Here is a 26,643-nt window from a genome sequence, read left to right as displayed (position 1 = left end):
TAGCGCGCTGAAAAACAGGCGGGTTTCCCCGCCTGAACTAAATTACTGCTTAGCGCGCTCTTCGAGCATTGCTACTGCCGGCAGAACTTTGCCTTCCACGAATTCGAGGAATGCGCCGCCGCCAGTGGAGATGTAGGAGATTTTGTCAGCGATGCCGAACAGGTCGATCGCCGCCAGGGTGTCACCGCCGCCTGCGATAGAGAAACCTTCGCTGTCTGCGATAGCATTAGCGACGATTTCAGTACCTTTACGGAAGTTCGGGAATTCGAATACGCCAACCGGGCCATTCCACAGAATGGTTTTGGCGTTTTTCAGGATTTCAGCCAGTTTCTGTGCGGAAACGTCGCCGAGGTCCAGAATCTGCTCGTCATCTTTGATGTCGTTAACGGATTTCAGGGTCGCAGTGGCGGTTTCAGAGAACTCGGTAGCGACGCGAACGTCAGTCGGAACCGGGATATCGCAGGTGCTCAGCAGGCGCTTAGCTTCGTCAACCAGGTCCGCTTCGTACAGGGATTTACCGACGTTGTGGCCTTGAGCGGCAACGAAGGTGTTAGCGATACCGCCGCCTACGATCAGCTGGTCAGCGATTTTGGACAGAGAGTCGAGAACGGTCAGTTTGGTGGAAACTTTAGAACCGCCAACGATAGCAACCATCGGACGAGCCGGCTCTTTCAGCGCTTTACCCAGCGCGTCGAGTTCAGCGGCCAGCAGCGGGCCTGCACAAGCGACATCGGCGAATTTACCGATACCGTGGGTGGAAGCCTGCGCGCGGTGCGCGGTACCGAAAGCGTCCATGACGAATACGTCACACAGCGCAGCGTATTTCTTAGACAGTTCTTCGTCGTCTTTTTTCTCGCCTTTGTTGAAGCGAACGTTTTCCAGAACCACCAGTTCACCGGCAGCAACGTCAACGCCATCCAGGTAATCTTTAACCAGACGAACCGGGTTAGACAGTTTGTCTTTCAGGTAATTAACAACCGGCAACAGAGAGAATTCTTCGTTGTACTCGCCTTCGGTCGGACGACCCAGGTGAGAAGTAACCATTACTTTAGCACCCTGTTTCAGCGCCAGTTCGATGGTCGGCAGGGAGGCGCGGATACGCGCGTCGCTGGTCACTTTGCCATCTTTAACCGGTACGTTCAGATCAGCACGGATGAAAACGCGTTTACCAGCCAGATCCAAATCGGTCATCTTAATTACAGACATGGTGAATCCTCTCGTTGATTCTTGATAAAGTTTTGCAAGCGCCACAGCGCCTTACCTGAAACCTTGCGCGGCCATCGCTAACGTCGTGTCGAGCATTCGGTTAGCAAAGCCCCATTCGTTATCGCACCAGACCAACGTTTTGATCAGATGCGCGCCACTGACCCTGGTTTGCGTACCATCGACGATGGCGCTGTGCGGGTCGTGGTTAAAATCTGTCGAGACCAACGGTAATTCCGTATAGTCAACTATACCATGAAATGCTCCCTGTGCTGCTTTTTGCAGCAACTGGTTGACTTCACAGGCCTTTACCGGTTTTTTCACCGTCACGCTCAGGTCAATTGCGGTGACGTTAATCGTCGGTACACGTACCGCGATCGCCTCAAAACGGTCGTTAAACTGCGGGAAAATACGGGTGATCCCCGCCGCAAGTTTAGTATCAACCGGAATAATTGACTGGCTGGCCGCACGGGTGCGCCGCAGATCCGGGTGATAGGCATCGATCACCTGCTGGTCGTGCATCGCGGAGTGGATTGTCGTGACCGTTCCTGACTCAATGCCGTAGGCATCATCTAGCAGTTTAATGACCGGAATAATGCAGTTGGTAGTGCAGGAGGCGTTGGAGACAATGCGGTGCTCCGCGCGCAGTTCATCATGGTTGACGCCGAAGACTACCGTTGCGTCGAGATCGTTGCCGCCAGGATGTGAAAAGAGCACTTTCTTCGCGCCAGCCTGAAGATGGGCTTCGCCATGTTCACGGCTACCGTATACGCCGGTACAGTCCAGCACCACATCCACCGCCAGCTCCTGCCAGGGCAGCGCGGCGATAGAAGGCTCATGCAGTAGACGAATGACGTCATCGCCGACATACAGCTGTTCCCGCTCCTGGCGAACATCCCAGGAAAAACGGCCATGGCTGGTGTCGTACTTCAATAAATGCGCGATGCCTGCGGCATCCGCCAGTTCATTGATCGCCACCACGGTGATTTCCGCACGACGCCCGGATTCATACAAAGCGCGAACCACGTTGCGTCCTATGCGACCGAAGCCATTAATCGCGATGCGTATGGTCATAGGTCTCCTGCAAGGTTATCCCTGATTTGAGGTGGCTGACAGAGTAATCCAGCAACGCCTTTAGGGGAACCTTACCTGTCGCAAACTGCGACTGATTGATTAATTGTCGAACATTTATACGACTGAAACGCTTCAGCTAGAATAAGCCAAAGTCGGAATAAAAGGAATGTTTGTCCAGAGCAATAAACCAGCTATATGACTTGCGTCACATTTTCTTTGGAATAATTTACAGGATAGTTACATGTTCGAGGAATAGCGCCTACAAAAAGCCAGGTGGCGAGATAAAAGCAAAACGGTAACCCAGGGGTTACCGTTTTTGGTGTTCGCACCCTCTCCCACAGGAGAGGGTTGAGGTGCGGGCTGATGCCCGCACCGTACCAGCGATTACAGCAGTGCTTTCGCTTTGGCGACAACGTTGTCAACGGTGAAGCCGAACTCTTCAAACAGCTGCTCTGCCGGCGCAGACTCACCGAAGGTGGTCATGCCAACGATGGCGCCGTTCAGGCCAACGTATTTGAACCAGTAGTCCGCGATACCGGCTTCAACCGCTACGCGGGCAGAAACGGCTTTCGGCAGTACGGATTCACGATAGGCCGCATCCTGCTTGTCGAACGCATCGGTGGACGGCATGGAGACCACGCGCGCCTTCACGCCTTCAGCGGTCAGTTTGTCCCACGCTGCAACCGCCAGCTCCACTTCTGAACCGGTGGCGATGAAGATCAGTTCCGGCTGGCCGGCGCAATCTTTCAGCACATAACCGCCGCGGGCCACGTTTGCCAGTTGCTCTGCGGTACGCTCCTGCTGCGCCAGATTCTGACGGGAGAGGATCAGCGCGGTCGGGCCGTCCTGACGCTCTACGCCATATTTCCACGCAATCGCGGATTCAACCTGGTCACACGGACGCCAGGTGGACATGTTCGGCGTGACGCGCAGGGAAGCCACCTGCTCTACCGGCTGGTGAGTCGGGCCATCTTCGCCCAGACCGATGGAGTCGTGGGTGTAGACCATCACCTGACGCTGTTTCATCAGCGCCGCCATGCGTACCGCGTTACGCGCATATTCCACGAACATCAGGAAGGTAGAGGTGTACGGCAGGAAACCGCCGTGCAGCGAGATACCGTTGGCAATTGCGGTCATACCGAATTCACGTACGCCGTAATGGATGTAGTTACCGGCGGTGTCTTCGTTGATCGGCTTAGAGCCGGACCACAGGGTCAGGTTGGACGGCGCCAGGTCGGCAGAACCGCCGAGGAATTCCGGCAGCAGCGGGCCAAACGCTTCAATGGCGTTCTGCGATGCTTTGCGGCTGGCGATCTTCGCCGGATTCGCCTGCAGCTTAGCGATGAACTCGTTAGCTTTGGCGTCGAAGTCAGACGGCATTTCGCCTTTCATACGGCGGGTGAATTCGGCGGCTTCCTGCGGGAAGGCTTTGGCGTAGGCGGCAAACTTGTCGTTCCACGCGGCTTCTTTCGCCTGGCCAGCTTCTTTCGCATCCCACTGCGCATAGATGTCAGACGGGATTTCAAACGGAGCGTATTTCCAGCCCAGCGCTTCGCGGGTCAGCGCGATTTCCGCGTCGCCCAGCGGCGCGCCGTGGGAATCATGGGTGCCTGCTTTGTTCGGCGAACCGAAGCCGATGATGGTTTTGCACATCAGCAGGGACGGTTTGTCGGTGACCGCGCGCGCTTCTTCTACCGCGCGTTTGATGGCGTCAGCGTCGTGACCGTCAACGCCGCGCACCACGTGCCAGCCGTAGGCTTCAAAGCGTTTCGCGGTATCGTCGGTGAACCAGCCTTCAACGTGGCCATCGATGGAGATGCCGTTGTCATCATAGAACGCCACCAGTTTACCCAGTTTCAGGGTACCGGCCAGGGAGCACACTTCGTGAGAAATGCCTTCCATCATGCAGCCGTCGCCCATGAAGGCGTAGGTGAAGTGATCAACGATGTCGTGTCCTGGACGGTTAAACTGCGCCGCCAGCGTTTTTTCCGCGATAGCCATACCGACTGCGTTAGCGATCCCCTGGCCCAGCGGGCCGGTGGTGGTTTCCACGCCTGCGGTGTAGCCGACTTCCGGGTGGCCCGGAGTCTTGGAGTGCAGCTGACGGAAGTTTTTCAGTTCTTCAATCGGCAGATCATAACCGGTGAGGTGCAGCAGGCTGTAAATCAGCATGGAGCCGTGACCGTTGGACAGCACGAAGCGGTCGCGATCGGCCCAGGACGGGTTCTGCGGGTTATGGTTCAGGAAATCACGCCACAGGACTTCGGCAATGTCAGCCATGCCCATCGGGGCGCCAGGGTGGCCGGATTTGGCTTTCTGTACAGCGTCCATGCTCAGCGCACGAATAGCGTTGGCAAGCTCTTTACGTGAGGACATTTTGACTCCAGTTCGGATGTTATAAGGCCATGCCCTTAACGACTTGACGAGAGCGCGTTTTGGGCTACGCCGGAAAAAAGTGTGAACAATGTAACCCAAGCGACAAAGCATGTACATGGAGCATCCTTTTGCCCATTAAGAAATCTCTGGAACACGTTGTGCTGCCGCGGAATCCACTCGCCCGGATCATGAGATACTATTTATACTTTGCACAGGACGAGGCGGGTCCGTCGTCGCCCATTATTCAGATAAAAAACCATAAGATTGTGGAAGATAAAAATGAAAATTCGCTCAACCCTTCTTGCCTTCGGGATCGCAGCAACGTTAACCGGATGTCAGAACATGGACTCCAACGCCCTGCTGAGCTCGGGCGCGGAAGCATTCCAGGCCTACTCTCTTAGCGACGAACAGGTAAAAACCTTAAGCGACCAGGCGTGTAAAGAGATGGACGCCAAAGCCACTATTTCTCCGGCCAGCAGCGAGTACAGCAAACGCCTGAGCAAGATTGCCGCGGCGCTGGGCGATAACATCAACGGTCAGCCGGTCAACTATAAGGTTTATGAAACAAAAGACGTCAACGCCTTCGCGATGGCCAACGGCTGCATCCGCGTTTATAGCGGCCTGATGGACCTGATGAACGATAATGAAGTGGAAGCGGTTATCGGCCACGAAATGGGCCACGTTGCGTTGGGCCACGTGAAGAAAGGCATGCAGGTCGCGCTGGGCACTAACGCCGTGCGCGCGGCGGCGGCCTCCGCTGGCGGCATCGTCGGCAGCCTGTCGCAGTCGCAGCTGGGCGATCTCGGCGAAAAACTGGTGAACTCGCAGTTCTCCCAGCGCCAGGAGTCGGAAGCGGACGACTACTCTTACGACCTGCTGCGTAAACGCGGCATCAATCCATCGGGGCTGGCCACCAGCTTCGAAAAACTGGCCAAGCTGGAAGCCGGCCGTCAGAGCTCCATGTTTGACGATCACCCGGCATCGGAAGCCCGCGCGCAGCATATTCGCGATCGCATGAAGGCCGACGGTATTAAATAAGCGACAGCGGGAGGCATTATTGCCTCCCTTTTTTATATACCCGTAAAAATATTTAGCCGCATCAATTGATAATTTAAGCGCACAAACCGTTAATTATTATCACAGCGCATCACAGCCAATTATTTTATGCCCGGCGATTCAGAAATATATTATTTGGTAAATTAAAAAGGCCGCACACTATCTGGCTTCCAGAATCGTCTTTAGCCGAATAATAAATAGTCCACCCCTTACTACCTGGCGCACGGCTCATGCGCCATACAGCCTGTTTCCGGTTGCAATAACTGCTCACACAATGATTGCTTTCGACATTATTTCAGGAGAATATCTGACTGGCAGTGATTCCCTTGAATATATCGACAGACAGAGAAGTGCCCTCAGTGAAAAAAGAATTACCATTACTCGCACTTGGCATTATTGCCGCCGCGCCGGCTTTCGCCAGCCAACAATCTACCAGTCAGGGCTTTATTGAAGACAGCCACCTCGATCTCTTTTTACGTAACGCTTATATCAAACGCGATTATCGCGATGGTTTGCCGGATAAAGCCGAATGGGGTCAGGGTATCATCGCTACCTTCGAGTCCGGCTTTACTCAAGGGCCGGTCGGCTTCGGCGTTGACGGCATTGCGCAGTACGCCGTGCGCCTCGACGGCGGCCGCGGCCGCAGCGGCGCGGGCGGTATCGACTTTTTCGCCCAGGATGACGATGGCCGCGCGAAGTCCGATTTAGCAAAATTTGGCGCTACCGCTAAAATGCGCTTCTCGAATACCGTACTCAGCTACGGCAGCCAGCGCCCGATGCTGCCCATCGTCTACGCCGATGACTCGCGGCTGCTGTACGAGAGCTATACCGGTACCATGCTGACCTCAAGAGAAATCGACGGTCTGGAAATTAACGCCGGTTATCTCACCGATCAGCAGCGCAAAAGCGACGACAGCCACAATAGCGGCCTGAAGAGCCTGACCTTTGGCGGCGCCAGCTATCAATTCAACGACCAACTTAGCGGCGCGCTTTACGCTTCGCACGTCGAGGACGTGCTGAATAAGCAGTATCTCGGCCTGAACTACAAGCAGCCGTTCGCCGCCGACCAGCAGCTGATTGTTGACTTCAATGGCTATAACTCGCGCTTAGATCAAGAATATGCCGACGCCAATGACACCGGGCGCAGCAACAGCATCTGGAGCCTGGCCGCCAGCTACATCTGGGATATTCATACCTTTAAAGTCGCTTACCAGCAAAGCAGCGGCAGCACCGGCTACCACTACGGCGGGTATCAGAATCAGGGCGGCGTTGGCGATGGCGGCAACACCATCTGGCTGGCTAACTCCTACTGGTCCGATTTTAACGGCGAGGATGAACGCTCCTGGCAGGCCTCCTATGGCCTGGATTTTGCCGGACTGGGCGTACCGGGCCTGAGCTGGACCACCGCCTACGTTCGCGGCGATAACATTAAAACCGCCGAGACCAGCAACGGCAAAGAACACGAATGGTTCAACCAGGTGCAGTACCAGGTGCAAAACGGCATGGCGAAAGATTTGAAATTGAGACTCCGCTATTCGGTGCTGCGCGTTTCCAGCAACGCCAGCGACTATAACGTCAGCGGTAATGAAGTGCGGTTCTACGTCGAATATCCGTTTAACGTGTTTTAACCGTGTCATGAACCCTCTCCTGTGAGCCGGCCCTCTCCCGGCTCGCAGGAGCAACCGTCCGGCGCCTTGATTAACCCCCTGTGCCGTGCGGTACCCTCTCCCCGGAAGGGAGAGGGTTGGGGTCACTGGGTTATCATTAATACAGCGTCTTCTGCGGCGGGCCGGCAAAGCGCAGTGCGCCAATCTGGCCCATTTTCACTTCCACCACCGATGGCCCCGGCATCGCCAGCGCCTCGGTCATCACCGCCTGGAAATCCTCAGCGCGTTCCACGCTCCACGCCTGCAGGCCAATCGCCTGCGCCAACAGGGTAAAGTCCGGCGTGTGCAGCTCGTTGTAATACTGGCGGCCGCCAAAGTACTTATCCTGAATACCGCGCATCACGCCGTAGCCGCCATCGTTCATAATCAACAGCGTCACGTTGGCCTTCTCCTGCGCCAGAGTCGCCAGTTCGCCAAGGTTGAGGCTCAGGCCGCCGTCGCCGACCAGGCCGACCACTTTCCGTTGCGGATTGGCAATCGCGGTACCCACCGCCATCGGTAGCCCCATACCGATGGCGCCGGCCAGAGAATGGATATTCATCAACGGGCCGTGAGCGCGGAACAGGCGGCTGCCCCACAGGCTGCCGGAAACGGTAATATCGCGCACCAGGATGCCGTCATCGGGCAGCGCCTGCGCAATCGCGTCATTCAATTTAGCGTAAGCGCCGCACTGGTCGCGCAGCCCCTGCTCCGCCGCCTCTACCGCCGCTTTAAGCTGGCTATCCCAACGCGCATCGCCCCACATCCGGCCCTGTACTCGCGTCGCCAGCGCGTCTAATAAAGCGCGGCAGTCCGCCACCAGCGTGTTGTCCATCAGGTAGTTACGGCTGGCCGCCGCCGGGTCGATATCAATCTGCACCCGCGGCGTGGGCAGTTCCAACGTCCACGAGCGCGTTTCGTTACTGCGTAGCCGGGAACCGGCCACAAGTGTGAAATCACATTGTGAAATCAGCGCTTCAACCGAGGGAGAATTATGAAACGCGCGTAGGCTGGCGCGATGGCTGTCCGCCAGAATGCCGCGGCCGTGGGTACTGGAAATCACCGTCACCCCGGCATCCGCCAGCGTCTTCACCGCCTCGCCGCTCTCTAACGCGCCGCCGCCAAGCCACAGCAGCGGCTGCTTCGCCTGCTTAAGCTGCGCCCACAGCGCATCGACCAGCGACGCTTCTGGCTCAACCGCCGGAGCGCGTTTCAACGGCGCGGTCAGCAGTGAAAGCGGAATTTTGGCGCTCTGAATATCGATGGGAATTTCCACCGAGACCGGGCCGCACGGCGGCGTCTGCGCCTCCTGAATCGCCTTATGCAGGATAGCCACCGCCTGGTTGGCGTTGCTAATGCGGTAAGCGCGCTTCGAACTGGCTTTAAGGAAGGTCAACTGATCGCGGGTTTCATGAATAAAACCGGTGTCGGCGTCCAGCCAGGCTTTTTCGACCTGTCCGGTCAGGTGCAGCAGCGGCGTACCGGCGTTCATCGCCTCAACCAGCGCGCCAACCGCATTACCCGCGCCCGCGCCGGTACTGGTCAGCGCCACGCCGAGCCCGGAAAAACGGCCGTGGGCGTCAGCCATGGTCACCGAGCCCGCTTCACCGCGCGCCGGAACAAAGCGGATTTTTTCCCGCTGGCCGACGGCGTCGGCGATCGGCAGGTTATGGATAGAAATGACGCCATAAATGGCTTCAACGTGATACTGCTCCAGCGTTCTGGCGATGGCATCGCCGACGGTTATCATTTCGCTCATTGCTCACCCTTTCTCAGTCGCACCAGTGGTTGACGCTATTACCCGTCGCCAGATAAATGCTCTTTTGTTGCATCCAGGCTTTCAGCCCCTGGATCCCTTTTTCGCGGCCCAGACCGCTCTCTTTAAAGCCCCCAAACGGGGTCGAAATGGAGAAAACTTTGTAGGTGTTGATCCACACCGTACCGGCTTCCAGTTGCTCGCTCAGACGCAGCGCGCGGCCGGTATCGCGCGTCCAGATCCCCGCCGCCAGTCCGAAGACCGAATCATTGGCCTCGCGGATCAACGCCGCTTCATCGTGAAAACGCATTGCCACCAGCACCGGCCCGAAGATCTCTTCCTGGCAAACGCGGGCCTGATTGTTCAACCCTTCAATGATGGTCGGCAGGAAGTAGCTCCCCGCCGCCAGCGCCGGATCCGCCGGGATCTCGCCGCCGCATAGCACGCTGCCGCCTTCGCGTTTCGCCAGCTCGACGTACTCCAGCACGCTCTGGCGGTGTTTATCGTTGATCAGCGGCCCGACGTGGGTGCCAGCGCTGAACGGATGACCAACCCGCAGCCCTTGGGTTAACTCCAGCAGGCGGGCCATTAATTGCGGATACACTTTGTCATGGACAAACAGCCGCGAGCCGGCAATGCAGGCCTGACCGCCGGAGCTGAAAATGCCGTAGCAGATGCCCCGCACCGCCTGTTCGATATCGGCATCTTCCAGCACGATGGTCGGCGATTTGCCGCCCAGCTCCAGCGACGCCGGGATCAGCTTTTCCGCCGCCACGTGCGCCAGGTGACGTCCGGTGGTGGTGCCGCCGGTAAAGGAAATTTTGCGCACCTTAGGATGGCGGGCCAGCGCATCGCCGATAATCGATCCTTTACCCGGCAGCACGCTCAGCAGTCCGGCGGGTAAACCGGCCTGCTCAAAGATCTTCGCCAGCTCCAGCGCCATGAGCGGCGTGGCTTCCGCCGGTTTGAGGATCACCGCATTTCCGGCGGCGATCGCCGGGGCCACCTTCTGCATTTCGCTGGCGATCGGCGAGTTCCACGGGGTGATCGCCGCCACCACGCCCAACGGCTCATAGCGGCTCAGAGTCAATAGATCCGTCTGCCGCGGCGTCGGCAATTCCCCTTCCAGTAGTTCGCAGGCGGCGGCAAAATAGCGCGCCGTCCCCGCCGCGCTCATCACCAGCCCTCGCGCTTCCGCCAGCGGTTTACCGTTATCGCGGCTCTGCTTTTGGGTGAGCGCATCAAGCTGTGCTTCAATCAGATCGGCGACTTTATGCAGGATCTTCGCCCGCTGATGCGGCAGCATCGCCCGCCACGTTGGCTCCCGCCAGGCGCGGTCAGCGCAGTCGATCGCCTCCTGTAAATCATCGAGGCTTGCCGCATACAGCGCCGCGTTAATAGCGCCATCCGCCGGAAACTGGCTGTGCATCAAATTGCCGCCGCCGCGACGCCACTGGCCGCCGATAAAAATGTCTAATTCGTCCATCTCAGCCTCTCTGCGTTATGCCAGTTCACGGCAGGCGCGTACCGCGCTCAGTGCCGCGAGGGTCGATGTTTTCGGATTGCTGGCGAGCGGCAGGCCGCTCAGCTCCAGGTGAAACTCGCCGAACAATCCTTCGGCGTGTAGCGTATGGGTGTTGCGTTGCGTCGCCGGATCGACCATCAGCTGTACTCGGGTCGCGTCAAGGCCGATACCGCCCAGCGCGATGGTTGCCGCCACGTTGGCATTTGCCGGGAATAGCCGCGCCGCCTCGCGGGCGCTGCCTTCGAAGAAAATTTGCGCTTCATTGACCGCGCTGAGGTCGATAAGCTGTTCGGCATAGCTGCCGCGCCAGCTGGCCGGGCTTTTACGCGACTGATAGGTCACTCGTTCAAGCCCCCCCTCTTTGGCCGCCGCCAGGCCGTCAATCCCGGCTACTGCGCCAGCCAGCAGCGTCAACTTGCCGCCCGCCTGACGTAAACGCTGTTCCAGTTCGCTGTCCGCCAGCGCGCCGGTCGAGATCACCGCCAGATGCCAGCCGCGCGCCAGCACCGCTTCGCCGTACTGCGCGACCGCCTGCTGGCTGGCGCATTCCAGCACCAGATCCGGCGTCTCTTCGCACTGCAGCGGATCGGTAAGCGGCGTCACCGTGTGGCCGAACTGCTGGCGGATCGCCGCATGATGCGATTCGCGGGCGACGATCCAACCCAACGTCACCTGCGGCGGCAGGCGTTCAATCACCGCCTGCGCCATCGCGCCATAGCCGATTAACATGACCTTTTTCATCATCTTTCCTTACAGATGGCGGCAGAAACCGCCGGAAACGTCCAGCGCCGCGCCGGTGGTAAAGGAGGCCAGCGGCGAAGCGAGGAATAGCAACGCCTGTGCCGGTTCCTGCGGTTTGCCGAGGCGCGCCATCGGGATCCCGCGTTTGCGGGCGATATCAGCGGTCCACTGCGGCCAGCTCTGGCTCTTATCGCTGCGGTTTTCGAAACGGCGCTGCCACTGCCCGGATTCGACCATTCCCAGCAGAATGGAATTCACGCGGATGCCTTTCTCCACCAGCTCTTTCGACAGGGTCAGCGTCATATTGAGCAGCGCGGCGCGGGCAGCAGAGGTGGCAATCATGTGCTCTTCCGGCTGCAGAGCCAGCAGCGAGTTCACACAGGTAATCGAGGCGATATCCGACTGTTCAAGCTGCGGCTGGAAGGCCTTTACCGGGTTAATCACGCCGAACAGTTTCAGTTCGGCTTCGTGCAGCCAGGCCTCGCGCGGCGTATCGGCGAAGTGGGCGACATAGCCCTGCCCGGCGTTATTAATCAGCATGTCGGCGCCGCCGAAACGCGCGGCGACCGCGTCAGCGAAGGCCTGAACTTCCGCTTCATTCAGTACGTCGCAGCGCCAGGAGAACACCTCGCCTGCTGGATATTCGTTTTGCAACGCCGCATGGGCGCTGGCCAGCCGATCCGGGTTGCGGCCACAAAACGCGACCTTCGCCCCTTCGCCCAGCAGCAGGCGCAGCGTTTCAAAGCCGATCCCTGACGAGCCGCCGGTGACTACCGCGACGCGTCCTTCAATTTGTGCATTCATCGCGCACCTCTTCCCCTATGCGTAAAAGCAGTTGATTAAAAAAGGTTTCGTTATCGAGATAGCTGGCATGTCCAGCCTGCGGGATGGCGATGTAAGGGGCGCCGTAACGCAGCGCCACTCCCTGCACCAGCTCCGGTTGGGTAATGGCATCCTGCTCGCCGCACCACACCGAGAGACGACCGCGATAGTCGGCAAGCCAGCGGTGGATGTCGTCATGCGCCAGCATCCAGGCGGCGGCGAGGTAGCCTTCGCTACGCAGCCTGCGCATACCTGCCGCCACCGTCGCCACATCGGCTTCGCGCGCGCCGGGGCGCAGCAGTTTTGCCGCCCGCCCCTGCGCCATCGCCTCGCCGCCCAGCGCTATCTGCTGTTGACGTCCCTGCCAGACTTTTTCCCGCTGTGCGGCTTCCGCCTGGCCGTAGCCCTGCGCGACGTCGGCGAGCACCAGGTAAAGCACCCTCTGCGGGTATTTCGCGGCGAAGGCGGCCGCCACCAGCGCGCCCAGCGAATGGCCGACCAGTATGGTTTGCTCTACTCCAGCGCGGTCCAGCATTCGCGCCAGGGCGTCGGCGTAATCACCGGCAACCGCCGGCGTTGCCGCCAGCATCGGGCTCTCGCCATAACCGGGCATATCCCAGGCAAGCACGCGGTAGCCGGGCAGCGTCATCTGTTTATGCCAGGAGGCCGCGCCGGAACTGATGCCGTGCAGCAGCGTCAGCGGAATACCGCTTCCTTGTTCACGAAACCCCGTCATCATCGCCCCTTAGTTACGTTTTACTTTTGCCAGCGGATGATCTTCCGGGTAGGTCGGAATATGCGGCTTATGGGTGCCGAGCATCACGCACATCAGCGCCTCTTCTTCGCCGTGGTTAAACAAACCGCGGTAAATTCCAGGCGGCACCGAGATCAGATCGCGTTCGCGCAGCACGGTTTCGGTATAGTTGTCGCCGTCCTGAATCATCAGGGTGATCTGCCCTTTGAGCATGAAGAACACCTCTTCTACGTCATCATGCAGGTGCAGCGGGCCTTCACATTTGGACGGCAACACCATGGTGGAGAAGGTGAAGTGCTCGGCCGGAACGGTGTTGGTATCACTGGCGACGCCGGTGGCGCCGGTGCCGATGTAGCGCATCTGCGCGCGGCGATATTTCGGATCGAAATCGGCCTGGAATTTCAGCGCATTCCAGTCGTATTTACGGCCTTCAAAGCGCGCGATACGCGACTCCACCCACTCTTCCATCGTCAGATGGTCAGGTTTCAAACTCTGTTTTGCAGTTACGGTTGAATCAGTCATCGTTTTATCCTCAGTAACGTCTCAGCAGCGGCAGTAACAGGGCGCAGCCCACCGCCGCCATCACCGCCAGAAAAATCAGCCCGGAATCCATGCTATGGGTGAAGGCGATAAGCGCGCCCATCACCGCCGGCGATAGCGCCCCGGCAAAGTTTCCCAGCCCGTTGAAAATTCCACCCGCCGTGGCGCTGACCCGTGGATGGGTCGCTTTAGCCAGCAGCGCGAAAATGTTTGGCGCGCCGGTGCCCCACATAAAGGTGCTAAAGCTCATCGCCGCGATCACCGGCAACGGCGCGCTAAAATGCATCACCGCCGCCAGCCCGATTCCGGCGCCCGCCAGGGAAATAAAGCAGGCGGCGGCGCGCTTATCGACGCGGTCGGACAGCCAGGCGCCGATAATTTCGCCCAGCAGCATGGCGATAAACGGCATCGACGACAGCCAGCCGGCGTGTTCCAGATGAATGCCTTTGCCTTTAATCAGGTAGCCCGGCAACCAGCCATTGATCCCCCACAGATAGGCGAGAAAGGCGATGTTGAAAATGCAGATCATCCAGAAATGCGGACTCACGAAGAGCTCGCGACGCGCGTTGCGGCGTGCTTCCTGCGACGTTTTATCGCTGCCGACTTTCGCCTCCAGCTGCACGCCGCGCAGCCCGATGCGCACAAAAATCAGCACCGGTACCGTCAGCATCGCCATCACGAAAAAGGTGCTCTGCCAGCCGAAGGTATTGAGTAGCCAAATTGACAGCGGGAAACCCAGCGCCGCGCCAACCGGCGTGCCGAGCAGCCACAGCATGGTGGCGCGGGCCTGTAGCCGCTGCGGGAAAGTGTGGCGCACCACGGCGAACGCCAACGGGAACAGCGGCCCTTCAGCAATGCCCAACAGGATGCGCAGCGTCACCATCAGCGCGTAGTTGTGGGTGAAACCCATGATCACCATCAGGATGCACCACACCACCATCATTCCAGTTAGCAAGCGCAGCGGCGCAATCCGGTCGCCAAGACCGCTTAACAACACTGACGAGAAGCCGTAGCTCAACAGAAAGGCGCTCATCAGAATACCCAGCCGGGTGGTATCGAAATCGATCCCCATCGCCTGCTGGAAATGGCTATCGGAAAACAGCGCGGCGATGCTAATTTTGTCGAAAAACGCCAGCAGTACGCAGGCCAGCAGCGACAGCGGAATGGCCCAACGAACCGCCTTTTCAGGCGTGCGGACGCCCTCGCCGCTCGCCTCAGCAGGCGCGGCGTTAGTCTCTAATGTGGTCATTTCTCCCCCTTAAGGGTTCGCGTTAATTATCGCAATGACATCAGCGAGAAAGTCGGGTCAGCGAGCGGGACGTCAGAGAGATCCCTCCCCGCCGCCATCCAGCGCTTCGCCAGCTTCACGGTACGTGCATTATTGAAGGCCACCAGTTGCGTTAAACGTCCATCGGCATTCAGCGAGAAGTAGAGCGCGCCCTGCGGCTCGTCACGCACGATGGTGCGGCTGCCCGCCTGCGGGATCCCCAGGATCTGGATATTGCGATCGTATTGATCCGACCACAGCCACGGCGCCTCGTCGTAGCCGCTGGCCTGCGGATCGAGCATCGCTTTCGCCGTCGCGATGGCCTGATTTTGCGCAAAGGCCCACGACTGAATGCACAGGCCGTATTGATGGTGCTGGGCGACATCGCCGGCGGCGAAAATCGCCGGATCGCTGCTGCGCCCCTGGGCATCAACGACAATCCCGCGTTCGACAGTGAGCCCGGCATCGCGCGCCAGTTCGAGATTCAGATCGACGCCGATCCCCACCACCACCGCATCGAAGGTTTCCCGCTGGCCATCGCAGTGCAGCGTCGGCAGGCCGTTATCATCTTCCAGCTCCAGCGCGCCGCAGCCGCGGCGAATATCAACGCCCTGCCCGCGATGCAACTCATTCAGCGCCTGCGAGACCTCCATACTGACCGAGCGCATGCACAGCGCCGGCTGCTGTTCATAAAGGGTCACGGCTACGCCGCTTTTGCGCGCCGAGGCGGCGATTTCGAGGCCAATCCAGCCGCCGCCGACGATCGCCAGCCGCGTTGCCGATGCCAGCCGCTGCTTCAGACGCTGCGCGTCCTGCCAGTGGCGCAGGGTATAGACCTGCGGATGCTGCGCCCAGGCCTCGGACGGCAGCCGCGCGCGGCCGCCGGTGGCGATCAGCAGTTGGTCGTACGCCAGCGTTTCGCCGTTGCTCAGCGCCAGGGTTTTATTTTGCCGGTCGATCGATTCCGCGCGCAGCGGGCGGTACCAGCGCAGATCCAGCGCCTGTTGCGCCTCGGCGCTGAATAACCGCGGCAGCGCCGGTTCGGCCTCCAGCAATGCCGCTTTCGACAGCGGCGGGCGCTCGTAAAAATCCCATTGTTCTTCGGCAACCACGCAAATCTCGCCGCTAAACCCTTCATCACGCAGCGTTTTCGCTGCCCAGCCGCCAGCCTGGCCGCCGCCGATAATGACTATCCGCGCCGTCATACCGCCTCCGGTTTTTTCTGCTGGCGACGGGTATCGTGATCGATACCGCCTTCCACCGCCCATTCGGTAAAGGACACGAGTGAATGCTCCAGCTCGCGCGGCTGCCAGTTTTCCGTCAGATAGTCATCGTTGGTGTAGTACTCAAAAGCGCCGCCGGTCGGGCTGTTGACATACCAGAAGTAGGCCGAGGAGACCGGATGGCGGCCGGGACCGATAAACGTGCTCCACGCGTTTTTATTCATCGCAATGCCGCCGCCGATCACTTCATGAATATCCCGTACGGTAAACGCGACGTGGTTTAGCCCGCGCTTACGGTTGGGCAACTGCAATAAGAAGAGGTTATGGTGTCCGCCGCGCACGCCGCAGCGCAGGAACACCGCGCGATTGATGTAGCGGTCTGACACCTGGAAGCCGAGTACTTCGCGATAGAAACTTTCCACCGCCGCCAGTTCTTCCACGAAGAACACCACGTGGCCGACGTTAATCGGCTGCGCGCGGTCGTACACCGGGCTCGGGGTGTCGATGCGACGCACATCGCCCCACTGGTTGATCGGTTCAACGTTCAGTTCAACCGCCGTTTGCTGGCTAACCTGCACCCGCAGCGTCATACCGTTGGGATCGCGGCACTCCAGCGCGCCGTCGATTTCACGGAAAGCGGGCTGACGTTCCAGCTTCGGGCGCAGCGCATCCAGCGCCGCCCGATCCGCCACGCCCCAGGTCATGCGACGCAGGGTGTTGCCCGCCTCAAAGGCTGGCGGCAGGTCGGCGGCATCGGTCGGGTTAAGTTCGACCCGCGCGCCGCTGAGGGTGGTAAACGCGCGGCCGCTGGCGTCGCCGGTCAGGCCAAAATCGCGCATAAATTTGGCGCTGTGGTTCAGGTCGTCTACGCCAAATTCCAGCTTTTCAATTCCGGTAATACTCATTATTCGTCGCCTCTTTACCGTTCAGTCGCCCGAATTTGGGCGTAAAACATGCCCGACGCAATCAAGCGTCTGCCGTTAAGTTGTTGATTTAACTTGCCTGTGACAAATATCCGAGGAAGCCGGAAATTTTGTCCGCCGCCATACTGACGTCGTTCTGCAACCGTTCGCGATCGCTTTGCGGGATCTCGTCCGACGGCACCAGAATGCTGACGACCGCCGCCACCCGGCCGCTGCGGTCAAAGACCGGATAGACAATCGATGAGATGCCGTGGCGATAGAACGATTCGCCAATCACGTAGCCGCGGGCTTTATCCTGCTGCACCATCTGCCACAGCGCTTCGCGGTCGTACAGCTGGCCCGGCGTATTGCCCGGCAGACGTTCATTCGGGAACAATTGTTCAAACTCGCTGCGGGAAACATCGGTCAGCAGCATGCGGCCAAGCGAGGTGCAGTGCACCGGTAGCCGCGTTCCGACGCTGACCTGGTTGATACGCGAACCGGCGGCGCTGACGCGGGCGATGTAGATAATGTCGCGGCCGTCGCGGATCGCCAGATGGCTGCTGCACTGGCTGATATCGCGTAGTTGCTCGATGACCGGCTGACCCACCTGAGCGACATCCAGTGAGGCGATATATTCAAAGCCCAGACGCAGTACGTTCATGCCCAGCGAAAAGGTATTGGTTCGGGCGTTACGCTCGAGAAAGCCCATATATTCCAGCGTCTGCACCACGCGATAGGCGGTCGCTTTCGGCATATCCACCAGCCGATGCAGCTCGGCAAAGGTCAGATCGCGATGCTGTTCGCCAAACGCCAGCAGCAGTTGTAAACCGCGCTCCAGACCCGGTACCAGGTACTTCACTTCCTGATCGTTCGCCATACCGCCTCACTTGTTAGTTAAAGACAAAACCGCCGTTGACCGGGATCAGTTGGCCAGTGATAAAGCGCGAAAGATCGCTCAGCAGCCAGACCACGCTACCGGTGACATCTTCCGGCTGCTGCGCGCCGCTGAGCGCGCGGCCGTTCTCATACAGCTGATGACGCTCGGCGGGAACGTATTCCGTGGCCTCAACGCGGGTCAGTCCCGGCGCGATGGCGTTGATACGGATCCGCTTTTCACCCAACTCGCGGGCCATGGAGCGGGTCATCGCAATCACCGCGCCCTTACTGGCGACATAGGCCATCAGCCGCGGCGCGCCCCACAGCGCGGTATCCGAAGCGACGTTGACGATCGCCGACCCTTCGCGCAGCAGCGGTACCGCCTCGCGGGTCACCAGCCAGGTGCCTTTGACATTGACCGTCATCACCCGATCCCACAGGTCCGGATCGTAATCGATCATATTTTTACCGCCGACGCCGGTGGCCATCGCCGCGTTATTGACTAAGCCATCGATAGGCCCCTGCGCGCCGATGGCGCTGAAGACCTGCTCGATCGACGCTTGACTGGCAAGATCGATGGCGTGGGATTCGATCTGATAGCCCTTCTGCTGCAGGCGATGAGCGCTTTCCGCCAGCTCCCCCTGCAGGATGTCGCACATCACCACCGTCGCGCCCTGCGCGGCGCAGGATTCGGCAAAATGGTAACCGAGGCCGCGCGCCGCGCCGGTGACGACAATACGTTTACCGTTCAGCAGGCCGTTCATCAGGCGGCACCCTGCTGCGCTTCGCGAAGCGCTAACTGCTCTTTCGCCGCTTTCTGCATCATGCGGCGCAGGCGGGACAAACCGACGTCATGTTGATAGAGATATTCATGATCGCGGGCGTTCGGCGCCAGGCTTTCCAGCACCACGCGATCCTGTTCCAGTACTTCCCAGTGCAGTTTTTCCAGACGGTTGCGGTACATAAAGCGCCACAGATCGCGCTGCCAGCCCTGAACGCCGCGGATGCGCCAGAAAAAGACGCGGCAGTTGTCGTTATCTTCCGGAACCACCATGCCGACGATCCAGAAGTGGCCGCCCGGCCCGAAACGCTTTTTGTACGGAATAGACAGGCGCATCCAGTAGGCGCCGCTGTTGCCCAATTCAACCCAGTCAAAGTTGACGCCGCTCTGCCCTTTTTTCTCGAAGATAAAGCCGGTTTTCGTCGGCTGCAGCACCATATCGGCTTTGCGATCGCCTTCCGCCATCGAGTGCGATGACGAGTGCAGATAGGTGCCGTGCATCGGGTCCATCACGTTTTCCAGCGCGTACTGGTAGTTGCATTTCCACGCCGCGGTGCACAGGAAGTTACTGTATTTTTCGTGGTTGGCCAGTTCCTCCGGGAAGCTCAGTTCATCCGGCTGCTGGTCGGCGGTGACGCCGAACCACAGGAAGATTGCCCCGTGCGCTTCCTGCACGTTGTAGCTGCGCACGCACTGCTGGCCGACCAGCGGGCAGCGGTCAACCGCCGGGACGTCTTTGACTTCGCCGTTGCCGGCGACTTCCACGCCGTGATACCAGCAGGCGATACGATCGCCTAAGTTCCAGCCCATCGACAGGCGCGCGCCGCGATGCGGGCAGCGGTCTTCCAGCGCCTGCACCTGACCGTCTTTATTCCGCCAGACCACGATCTGCTCGCCGAGACGGGTAATGCCTACCGGCGCAGACTGCACTTCCCAGCTCGCCAGCACCGGATACCACAGGCCGCGCAGTCCTTTATCAAGATAGTTTTGTACCGTTGTCGTCATCGCTGTGTCCTCAGTAACCGTTAACCTGTAAAAATGCCTGGAAGCTGCTTTCGCTCCACGGTTCGCCCTGTTGGTCATGCATCCTGACGCCATTGAGGCCGTTCACCAGTTCACCGAGACTTTCCGCGCCCTGCTCGAACAACGTTTCCAGGGTGGAGATAAGCTGCAGTTCCCAGTTTTCCGGCACCCGGCTGCGGGTTTGCCAAATCAGATTGTGATAGTCGCCAGGCTTATGGATATTGCCGTTTCCGCCTTCCGCCGGTGGCGTAAACTGGCGGCTTTCCGGTAGCGCCGGGTTGAAGTCCAGGGATTCGCTCATGCCACGTTCTCCTCGATAAAGGTAATCTGGATCTGATTGTCGTATACCCGCACCGGGTAACGATTAAGGTTGCGACCGCCGGGCCCATGCAGGCACTGGCCGGTTTTGACGTCGAACACCGCCTCATGCAGCGGGCATTCCACCTTGCCATCTTCGACAAAGCCCTGGCTCAGGAGCGCATAGGCATGAGGGCAAACGTCTTCCAGCGCGTAATATTCGCCATCAATCAGATAAATACCGATTTCCTTACCGTCGATATTGCCGCTATATGGGAAATCTTCCTGTACTTGCTCCGCGTCACATACGCCTATCCAGCTCATCGCAATCCTCCAGGCTTTTGTTTCATATATGAAACTCTGTTTCTTATTTAATACGGTCAATATAAAAGCGGTGAATGTTTCGTCAAGCGTTAATGTGACGAACTTGTTAATGAATGGCTTTTAAATTAGCTAAGTGTGCAATTGATCACGAAAAACTGCATTCAGATGAAATGATGATATTTAAAGCGGTGATCCATTATAAATAAAAATGCCGATTTAAATTTCACATACGACTATTGACTTCTTTTCAAATCGATCATTAAAAATGGGCAACAGCGGAAACCATGGTGTTTCACCCATGAAACAACTCTTTATTTAATCATTTAAAAACAATGAGTTTCACAGGTGAACCATTTTACTCATGTAACTATTTCTGGCGTTAAAAAATAATAACTGGCAATCATTAAATTAAGCGTGGAGACAACGAATGGCGGCAAGATGGCAAGGGGTAATAGCATTACTTTTGTTAATAATTATTTCCTACGTCGATCGGGTAAATATCTCGGTGATGATCCTTAACCCGGAATTCGCTGCCCATTTTCAGTTAAATGAAAACAGAATGTTACAAGGCATGCTAATGACATGCTTTCTTCTGGGTTATGGGTTTTCGGCATTATTATTAACACCAGTTATAGAAAGTAGATGGCATTATCGTCAGGGACTGTTAAGCAGCATTGCGATATGGGCGCTGGTGTGCGCCATTTCCCCGTTACTCGGTTCACTAATGGGAATGTTAATCGCGCGCATTGTTCTTGGCGTGGCGGAGGGGCCGCTGTTCTCACTGAAAACGCGCTTTATCAACGACAACTTCGCCGCCGATGAAATAGGCAAGCCGAATGCGCTGACCGCCCTTGGCGTATCGTTGGGGCTGGCGGTAGGCTTCCCGCTGGTCACCTGGCTGATGGCGCACGTTGGCTGGATCGGCTCCTTCTACGCGCTGGCGCTGCTTAACCTGCTACTCGGCGGCGGATTAATCTGGCGGTTTCTCCCCGCGCCGCAAGTGACCGCCCAGCGCGCGAAGCCGGGCTTCAGCCAAACTTTTTCCCTCGCCTGGCGTACGCCGCTGCTAGGCTGGATCCTGCTGGTGGAAATCGCCACGCTCAGCTATCTGTGGGGGAGTAGCGCCTGGTTGCCCGCCTGGCTGCGCGACGAGCACCACTTCTCACTACAGGCCACCGGGCTGCTGGCGGCAGTCCCCTTTCTGTTAAGCCTCGGCTCAAAGTTTCTTGGCGGCGTGCTCCTCGACAAAATGCGCCCGGAGCAGGCGCCGCTGCTGTTTATTATCGGCGGCCTACTCACCGCCGGTTCCGTGCTGGCGCTGATGCTCAGCCAGCAGCCGGCGATGCTGGCGCTGTTTCTGCTGGCGGCGAACATTTTCTGGGGATTACAGGGGGCAGCGATCCCCGCGGTGGTTCAGCATCACGCCCCGCGCGAAGCTGTGGGCAGCGCCTATGGGATCATTAACGGCACTGGCAATATCTGCGCGGCGTTTATTCCGCTGCTAATGGGAGTGGTGATGAAATCGGTGGGATCGGTCAGTTCAGGTTTTTCCGTTCTGGTGGCCTCGCAGCTGATCACGCTGTGCGCCGGCGGCGTACTGCTGCTGCGCATGCGTCGCGCAGCAGCAGTAAATACCTCTATCCCCTAAATAATTCGAGTTGCAGGAAGGCGGCGACGCAGAGAATCCCCAGGAGCTTACTCAAGTAAGTGACTGGGGTGAGCGAGGAAAGCCAACGCACATGCAACTTGAAGTATGACGGGGATAGGCTTAGTCGCCTTTCTTCGCTGCCTGAATGTATAGCATCTCCAGCGCCAGAGTCGCCGCCGCCAGGGCGGTGATTTCGGACTGGTCATAGGCCGGGGCGACTTCAACCACGTCCATCCCGACGATGTTCAGATCCTTCAGGCCGCGCACCAGTTTGATCGCACGGTCGGAGGTGAGTCCACCGATCACCGGCGTACCGGTACCTGGCGCAAATGCCGGATCCAGGCAGTCGATATCGAAGGTCAGGTACACCGGCATATCGCCGACGATCTGCTTCACCTGAGCGATGATGTCATCGACGCTGCGGTCGTTAACCTGGCCCGCATCAAGCACGGTAAAACCGTTATCTTTATCGAATTCGGTACGAATACCGATCTGCACGGAGTGGTTCGGATCGATAAGCCCTTCGTTCGGCGCGGTGTAGAACATGGTGCCGTGGTCGAATTCACAGCCGTTGGCGTAGGTATCGGTGTGGGCATCGAAGTGTACCAGCGCCATTTTACCGAAATGCTTGGCGTGGGCACGCAGCAGCGGCAGGGTGACGAAATGGTCGCCGCCGAAGGAAAGCATGCGTTTACCGGCCGCCAGCAGTTTCTCCGCGTGCGCCTGCAGTTTCTCGCTCATTTCGCGGGCGTCGCCGAAGGCGTAGACCAGATCGCCGCAGTCCACGACGTTCAGGCGTTCGCGCATGTCGAAGTTCCATGGGAAACGGTTGTGCTCCCAGGCGAGGTTGGTTGACACCTGACGGATCGCCGCCGGGCCATGACGGCCGCCTGCGCGCCCGGAGGTCGCCATATCAAACGGCACGCCGGTGATGACCCAATCCGCATCGCTTTCATACGGCATAAAGTTCATCGGCAGACGCAGGAAACCAAAGGCGTTGGATACCAGGGAGTTATCGTATTGATGACCTAAAGTGCTCATGGATATGACCTCTTTTCGCAGTCGTGGTACGTAAAAAATAAGTATAAAAAAACCCCTCCGCGTCGTTAGGCCCGACGAGGAAGGGTTTGAATTGGGTTACTGCTTATGGGCATAAATTATCGCCCGAAAAACGCCCGGCAGCAAGCGGGACGTTTATTTTTGACAAGGCGCCGGGGCGAAACCGTCCGCCGGGAAGGCCTGGCTCGCGCACGGCGGTAGCGACGCTTGCTCTTTTCCACGTAAAGCGAAGGCCGCAAAACCAATGACTCCAACGTTACGCGTGTCGCCCTCTACGGAATGGGCGGCATAAGATTGCGCGACGTTTGAAAATTCGAATGCCGTCTCGATACGGCTGTTTTTACGAAAGCCTTTGATCGCTAACGAGCCACCAGCAGGCACAATGTAGCCGTTGTTGTTAAGTGAACCGGCCTTACCGCTCAGGACATCGAGACCATCCACCGTGGCGACAATTTCATAATCCACGCTGTGGCTATAATTACGGACATATAATTGATACTGAGTACCAACGCGGGCCGCAATGGCGTATTGCCATTTTCCCGTGGAATTATTATAGCGACGAGTAATAGGGAGAGAGTTAAAATTAGCATCGCGTACCGCATATTCCAGATCGCTATTACGAATGCTATAGCGCTGGTCAAACCCGGTTTGATATTGACCGGAATAATTAATTAGTACGATCTCATCAGGATGGGAATCTACGCGTTCTGCAGACACGCCTTTAACCGTTGAGTGAACGTCGCTGCCCCAGCGGGTGGCAACCTCAGTGGAGAGTGCCGTGCGGGTATTGTACTCCGGCTGTTTTGCGCAGCCGCTTAAAAATAATAAACCGATAATAAGACCGTAACGCGGTATGCTTTTCATATTCCGTCCCTGTTTCACTGAATGTTAATTCCCTGCGGCAGTGTACGGACCTTTGTCATTTTAAAAAGCAGCTACCATGATGTTTCAGATTTCATTTATAAAAAAGGGCCGGTTCAGGAATATAAACCGGCCCGCCAGCGGATAACTCTTAGTTACTCATCTTCAAGATAAGTATACCCGTACAGACCCGCTTCGAACTCTTCGAGGAACTGCTGCTGCAGCTCGGCGTCGAGGCCGGTATTTTTCACCTGATCGCGGAACTGGGTCAGCAACGTATTCGGATCCAGTTGAACATACTGCAGCATATCCGCCACCGTATCGCCCTCATCGGAGAGCTCAACCTCAACGCTACCGTCAGGGAAGACGAAGACGTCTACCGCTTCGGTGTCCCCGAACAGGTTGTGCATGTTGCCGAGGATCTCCTGATAAGCGCCAACCATAAAGAAGCCCAGCATTGGCGGGTTCTCCGGGTCGTATTCCGGCATCGGCATGGTGGTGGCGATCCCGTCGCCGTCAACATAGTGATCGATGGCGCCATCGGAGTCGCAGGTAATATCCAGCAGCACCGCGCGGCGTTCCGGCGACTTGTTCAGCCCTTCCAGCGGCATCACCGGGAACAGCTGATCGATACCCCAGGCATCCGGCATCGACTGGAACAGCGAGAAGTTGACGTAGATTTTATCCGCCATACGTTCCTGCAGCTCATCGATAATCGGGCGATGGGCGCGGTTGCTTGGATCGAGCTGTTTTTGCACCTCATGGCACATGTTCAGATACAGCTGTTCCGCCCACGCGCGCTCCTGCAGGTTGAAGGTGCCTGAGGAGTAGCCGATGTGGATATCGTGCAGATCCATTTGGCTGTCATGCAGCCATTCACGCAGCGAGCGGCGGTTGCCGGTTTCGTGCATCTCCAGCCAGGTTTCCCACATGCTCTGCAGCGGACGCGCGGCGTCTTCCGCCGGCGGGGTCGCCTCGGTGTATTCGTTGCGCTCGACGCCGATAATGTTGGAAACCAGTACGGTGTGGTGCGCGGTCACCGCGCGGCCGGACTCAGTAATCACCGTCGGGTGCGGCAGGCCGTTCTCTTCACAGGCATCGCCGATCGCCCAGATGATATTGTTGGCGTACTCATTCAGGCCGTAGTTCACCGAACAGTCGGACTGCGAGCGGGTCCCTTCATAGTCCACGCCCAGACCGCCGCCGACATCGAAGCACTGAATATTAACGCCCAGCTTATGCAGCTCGACGTAGAAACGCGCCGATTCGCGCACGCCGGTGGCGATATCGCGAATGTTGGCCATCTGCGAGCCGAGGTGGAAGTGCAGCAGTTGCAGGCTCTCAAGATGGCCTGCCTCGCGCAGAATTTCGACCAGTTGCAGCACCTGCGTCGCCGCGAGGCCAAATTTGGATTTCTCGCCGCCGGAGGACTGCCATTTACCGGAGCCCTGCGAAGCCAGACGCGCACGCACGCCAAGGCGCGGCACCACGTTCAGACGGGCGGCCTCTTCCAGCACGATGGCGATTTCCGACATCTTCTCGATGACCAGATAGACCTTATGGCCCATCTTCTCACCCACCAGTGCCAGACGGATGTATTCGCGATCTTTATAACCGTTACAGACGATCACGCTACGGGTCATCCCCGCGTGCGCCAGCACCGCCATCAGTTCAGCCTTCGAACCGGCTTCCAGCCCCAGCGGTTCGCCGGAGTGGATCAAGGATTCAATCACGCGACGGTGCTGGTTAACCTTGATCGGGTAGACAAGGAAATAGTCGCCGTTATAACCGTAGGATTCACGCGCGCGCTTGAAGGCGGCGTTAATCGAGCGCAGACGATGTTGCAGGATCTGCGGGAAGCAGAACAGCGCCGGCAGGCGTTGTCCCTGGGCTTCGCGCGCTTTGACCAGCTCGGCCAGGTCGACGCGCGCTTCCGGGACGTCAGGATCCGGGCAAACGCTGATATGGCCCAGTTCGTTAACGTCGTAATAGTTATTACCCCACCAGGCAATATTGTAGGTACGTAGCATTTTGCTGGCTTCCTGGGAGCTCATCGCAACCTCCTGCATGGAACGTAGTACACCGTGTTCGCCTGCTGACGAAAGCGAACCCAAAGACATGTCGTCAGACATAGCGAACCTCAACTTGTAATATTAACTACTATCGCAGTCGACAGACGCGATAACAACCCATGAACAGCCTTTAATCCCAGCAGATAGTGCTGGCACTGTAGCTGCGCGACCGGTTTCTTATTCATATATAGTAAAACACGTACCCGAAGCTGGTGTGACAGCCCGGAGAAACCACGAGAAAACCCTTGCTCACGCAAGAGCGCCCTTGTTCAGTTTTCAAAAAGCCTGGAGGCCCTGGAATCCTGAGAAGCGCCGAGATGGGTAGAACATCGGCAGGTTTGCACGAAAGAGATGCAGATTGCGGGATAGAATTGCGCGACAGAACGACGCGACGAATCAGGCGAAAAACGTTGGTTCATTATCTGGTATCACCTCCACACTGCCCCGAAACAGGCCAGCGACAAGCCAAAGCTATACATATCGAACAGCCGGCGAAACCGCCGCTGTGTAACAGAGTGCTTAACCCGGCTGGAAGTGGCGTCACGAGATGGGGCTTCGTGCGCTTTTTTAATGAGCCGCGCGCGGCGTTTTATACCGAGAAGCGGGGTAAAATGCAAAATAAAAATACGCGCCTTGCCGGGGTTGTCAGGAAAAATTTCCACCACGCTTTTTCCATTAATGCGGGTGATGTCAAAAAAATGTGGAAATGCGATGAAGTTCTGACCTAAAATAGCCATCCAGAAGTTAATCCATCTATACTGATTAACACTCAGACTGCTCGTGTCACTACCTGCAAGCCTTGGTAGGGTCATCT

At 57.9% G+C, this 26,643-nt stretch carries 25 protein-coding genes; 3 read left to right on the top strand and 22 right to left on the bottom strand.

Annotation, left to right across the window (positions count from 1 at the left end; genetic code table 11):
- Nucleotides 1–42 precede the first annotated feature (42 nt).
- From pgk to tkt, 3 genes are all read right to left on the bottom strand, one after another.
- A complete protein-coding gene (gene pgk, locus ABLU86_RS14625; RefSeq protein WP_015369762.1) occupies nucleotides 43–1,206 on the bottom strand; it encodes a phosphoglycerate kinase in 1,164 nt (387 codons plus the stop codon).
- Nucleotides 1,207–1,257: 51 nt separating this feature from the next.
- Nucleotides 1,258–2,277, bottom strand: coding sequence for an erythrose-4-phosphate dehydrogenase (epd, locus tag ABLU86_RS14620; protein ID WP_015369761.1), 1,020 nt, complete (start codon nucleotides 2,275–2,277; stop codon nucleotides 1,258–1,260).
- 384 nt (nucleotides 2,278–2,661) lie between these two features.
- Nucleotides 2,662–4,653, bottom strand: a complete 1,992-nt coding sequence (gene tkt, locus ABLU86_RS14615; RefSeq protein WP_047740326.1) for a transketolase — start codon at nucleotides 4,651–4,653, stop codon at nucleotides 2,662–2,664.
- Between the two features lie 279 nt (nucleotides 4,654–4,932).
- Here tkt and ABLU86_RS14610 point away from each other — a divergent pair, with 279 nt between their 5' ends.
- Complete coding sequence (locus tag ABLU86_RS14610) at nucleotides 4,933–5,691, top strand: M48 family metallopeptidase (RefSeq protein ID WP_015703437.1); 759 nt, start codon at nucleotides 4,933–4,935, stop codon at nucleotides 5,689–5,691.
- A gap of 377 nt (nucleotides 5,692–6,068) precedes the next feature.
- Nucleotides 6,069–7,337 carry an OprD family outer membrane porin gene (locus ABLU86_RS14605; protein WP_015703438.1) on the top strand — a complete coding sequence of 423 codons (1,269 nt, stop codon included), beginning with the start codon at nucleotides 6,069–6,071 and terminating at the stop codon, nucleotides 7,335–7,337.
- Between the two features lie 136 nt (nucleotides 7,338–7,473).
- Here ABLU86_RS14605 and ABLU86_RS14600 read toward each other — a convergent pair whose 3' ends face one another.
- The 14 genes from ABLU86_RS14600 to ABLU86_RS14535 form a co-directional block, all read right to left on the bottom strand.
- Nucleotides 7,474–9,114: a thiamine pyrophosphate-binding protein gene (locus ABLU86_RS14600; protein ID WP_046883090.1), complete on the bottom strand. Its 1,641-nt coding sequence runs from the start codon at nucleotides 9,112–9,114 to the stop codon at nucleotides 7,474–7,476.
- Between the two features lie 13 nt (nucleotides 9,115–9,127).
- Entirely contained in the window at nucleotides 9,128–10,597 is a 1,470-nt protein-coding gene (locus tag ABLU86_RS14595) for an aldehyde dehydrogenase (protein WP_348796210.1), read from the bottom strand.
- A gap of 15 nt (nucleotides 10,598–10,612) precedes the next feature.
- Nucleotides 10,613–11,377, bottom strand: coding sequence for an aspartate dehydrogenase (locus ABLU86_RS14590; protein WP_015703441.1), 765 nt, complete (start codon nucleotides 11,375–11,377; stop codon nucleotides 10,613–10,615).
- A 9-nt stretch (nucleotides 11,378–11,386) separates the two neighbouring features.
- A complete protein-coding gene (locus tag ABLU86_RS14585) occupies nucleotides 11,387–12,181 on the bottom strand; it encodes an SDR family oxidoreductase (RefSeq protein ID WP_047064800.1) in 795 nt (264 codons plus the stop codon).
- Nucleotides 12,165–12,935, bottom strand: coding sequence for an alpha/beta hydrolase (locus ABLU86_RS14580; RefSeq protein ID WP_015703443.1), 771 nt, complete (start codon nucleotides 12,933–12,935; stop codon nucleotides 12,165–12,167). The genes ABLU86_RS14585 and ABLU86_RS14580 overlap by 17 nt, the downstream gene beginning before the upstream one ends.
- A 9-nt stretch (nucleotides 12,936–12,944) precedes the next feature.
- Entirely contained in the window at nucleotides 12,945–13,475 is a 531-nt protein-coding gene (locus tag ABLU86_RS14575) for a cupin domain-containing protein (RefSeq protein WP_004152888.1), read from the bottom strand.
- Between the two features lie 10 nt (nucleotides 13,476–13,485).
- Entirely contained in the window at nucleotides 13,486–14,742 is a 1,257-nt protein-coding gene (locus ABLU86_RS14570; RefSeq protein WP_045363629.1) for an MFS transporter, read from the bottom strand.
- 26 nt (nucleotides 14,743–14,768) lie between these two features.
- Nucleotides 14,769–15,965, bottom strand: coding sequence for an FAD-dependent oxidoreductase (locus ABLU86_RS14565; RefSeq protein ID WP_042897765.1), 1,197 nt, complete (start codon nucleotides 15,963–15,965; stop codon nucleotides 14,769–14,771).
- Entirely contained in the window at nucleotides 15,962–16,888 is a 927-nt protein-coding gene (locus tag ABLU86_RS14560; RefSeq protein WP_009308624.1) for a VOC family protein, read from the bottom strand. Before ABLU86_RS14560 ends, ABLU86_RS14565 begins: the two co-directional genes overlap by 4 nt.
- 88 nt (nucleotides 16,889–16,976) lie before the next feature.
- The gene (locus ABLU86_RS14555) at nucleotides 16,977–17,765 is read right to left on the bottom strand and encodes an IclR family transcriptional regulator (RefSeq protein ID WP_015703447.1); all 789 of its coding nucleotides are present in this window, start codon (nucleotides 17,763–17,765) and stop codon (nucleotides 16,977–16,979) included.
- A gap of 13 nt (nucleotides 17,766–17,778) precedes the next feature.
- Nucleotides 17,779–18,528: an SDR family oxidoreductase gene (locus ABLU86_RS14550; protein WP_015703448.1), complete on the bottom strand. Its 750-nt coding sequence runs from the start codon at nucleotides 18,526–18,528 to the stop codon at nucleotides 17,779–17,781.
- Complete coding sequence (locus ABLU86_RS14545; protein WP_015369746.1) at nucleotides 18,528–19,550, bottom strand: aromatic ring-hydroxylating dioxygenase subunit alpha; 1,023 nt, start codon at nucleotides 19,548–19,550, stop codon at nucleotides 18,528–18,530. Before ABLU86_RS14545 ends, ABLU86_RS14550 begins: the two co-directional genes overlap by 1 nt.
- A gap of 10 nt (nucleotides 19,551–19,560) precedes the next feature.
- Complete coding sequence (locus ABLU86_RS14540) at nucleotides 19,561–19,869, bottom strand: recombinase-like helix-turn-helix domain-containing protein (RefSeq protein ID WP_048231345.1); 309 nt, start codon at nucleotides 19,867–19,869, stop codon at nucleotides 19,561–19,563.
- Nucleotides 19,866–20,189 (bottom strand): non-heme iron oxygenase ferredoxin subunit, encoded by a 324-nt coding sequence (locus tag ABLU86_RS14535; RefSeq protein WP_004151769.1) that lies wholly within the window; start codon nucleotides 20,187–20,189, stop codon nucleotides 19,866–19,868. Before ABLU86_RS14535 ends, ABLU86_RS14540 begins: the two co-directional genes overlap by 4 nt.
- A gap of 427 nt (nucleotides 20,190–20,616) precedes the next feature.
- On the opposite strand from ABLU86_RS14535, the gene ABLU86_RS14530 reads away from it, so the two are divergent.
- Complete coding sequence (locus ABLU86_RS14530) at nucleotides 20,617–21,837, top strand: MFS transporter (RefSeq protein WP_059304875.1); 1,221 nt, start codon at nucleotides 20,617–20,619, stop codon at nucleotides 21,835–21,837.
- Between the two features lie 120 nt (nucleotides 21,838–21,957).
- Here the strand turns inward: ABLU86_RS14530 and speB are convergent, their stop codons facing one another.
- The 5 genes from speB to ABLU86_RS14505 all read right to left on the bottom strand — a co-directional run bounded on the left by speB (nucleotide 21,958) and on the right by ABLU86_RS14505 (nucleotide 26,566).
- Entirely contained in the window at nucleotides 21,958–22,878 is a 921-nt protein-coding gene (gene speB, locus ABLU86_RS14525; RefSeq protein ID WP_015369744.1) for an agmatinase, read from the bottom strand.
- A gap of 153 nt (nucleotides 22,879–23,031) precedes the next feature.
- Nucleotides 23,032–23,760, bottom strand: coding sequence for a hypothetical protein (locus ABLU86_RS14520; RefSeq protein WP_348796211.1), 729 nt, complete (start codon nucleotides 23,758–23,760; stop codon nucleotides 23,032–23,034).
- Between the two features lie 152 nt (nucleotides 23,761–23,912).
- Nucleotides 23,913–25,889, bottom strand: a complete 1,977-nt coding sequence (speA, locus tag ABLU86_RS14515) for a biosynthetic arginine decarboxylase (protein ID WP_020077953.1) — start codon at nucleotides 25,887–25,889, stop codon at nucleotides 23,913–23,915.
- 8 nt (nucleotides 25,890–25,897) lie between these two features.
- On the bottom strand, nucleotides 25,898–26,014 hold the full coding sequence (yqgB, locus tag ABLU86_RS14510) for an acid stress response protein YqgB (protein ID WP_015369741.1): 117 nt from the start codon (nucleotides 26,012–26,014) through the stop codon (nucleotides 25,898–25,900).
- A 243-nt stretch (nucleotides 26,015–26,257) separates the two neighbouring features.
- Nucleotides 26,258–26,566: a hypothetical protein gene (locus tag ABLU86_RS14505; protein ID WP_139340791.1), complete on the bottom strand. Its 309-nt coding sequence runs from the start codon at nucleotides 26,564–26,566 to the stop codon at nucleotides 26,258–26,260.
- Between the last annotated feature and the right edge of the window lie 77 nt (nucleotides 26,567–26,643).

Source organism: Klebsiella sp. JN_Kp121, from assembly GCF_040062145.1.
Classification (GTDB): Bacteria; Pseudomonadota; Gammaproteobacteria; order Enterobacterales; family Enterobacteriaceae; genus Klebsiella; species Klebsiella aerogenes.
This window is presented reverse-complemented; position numbering and strand designations above follow the sequence as displayed.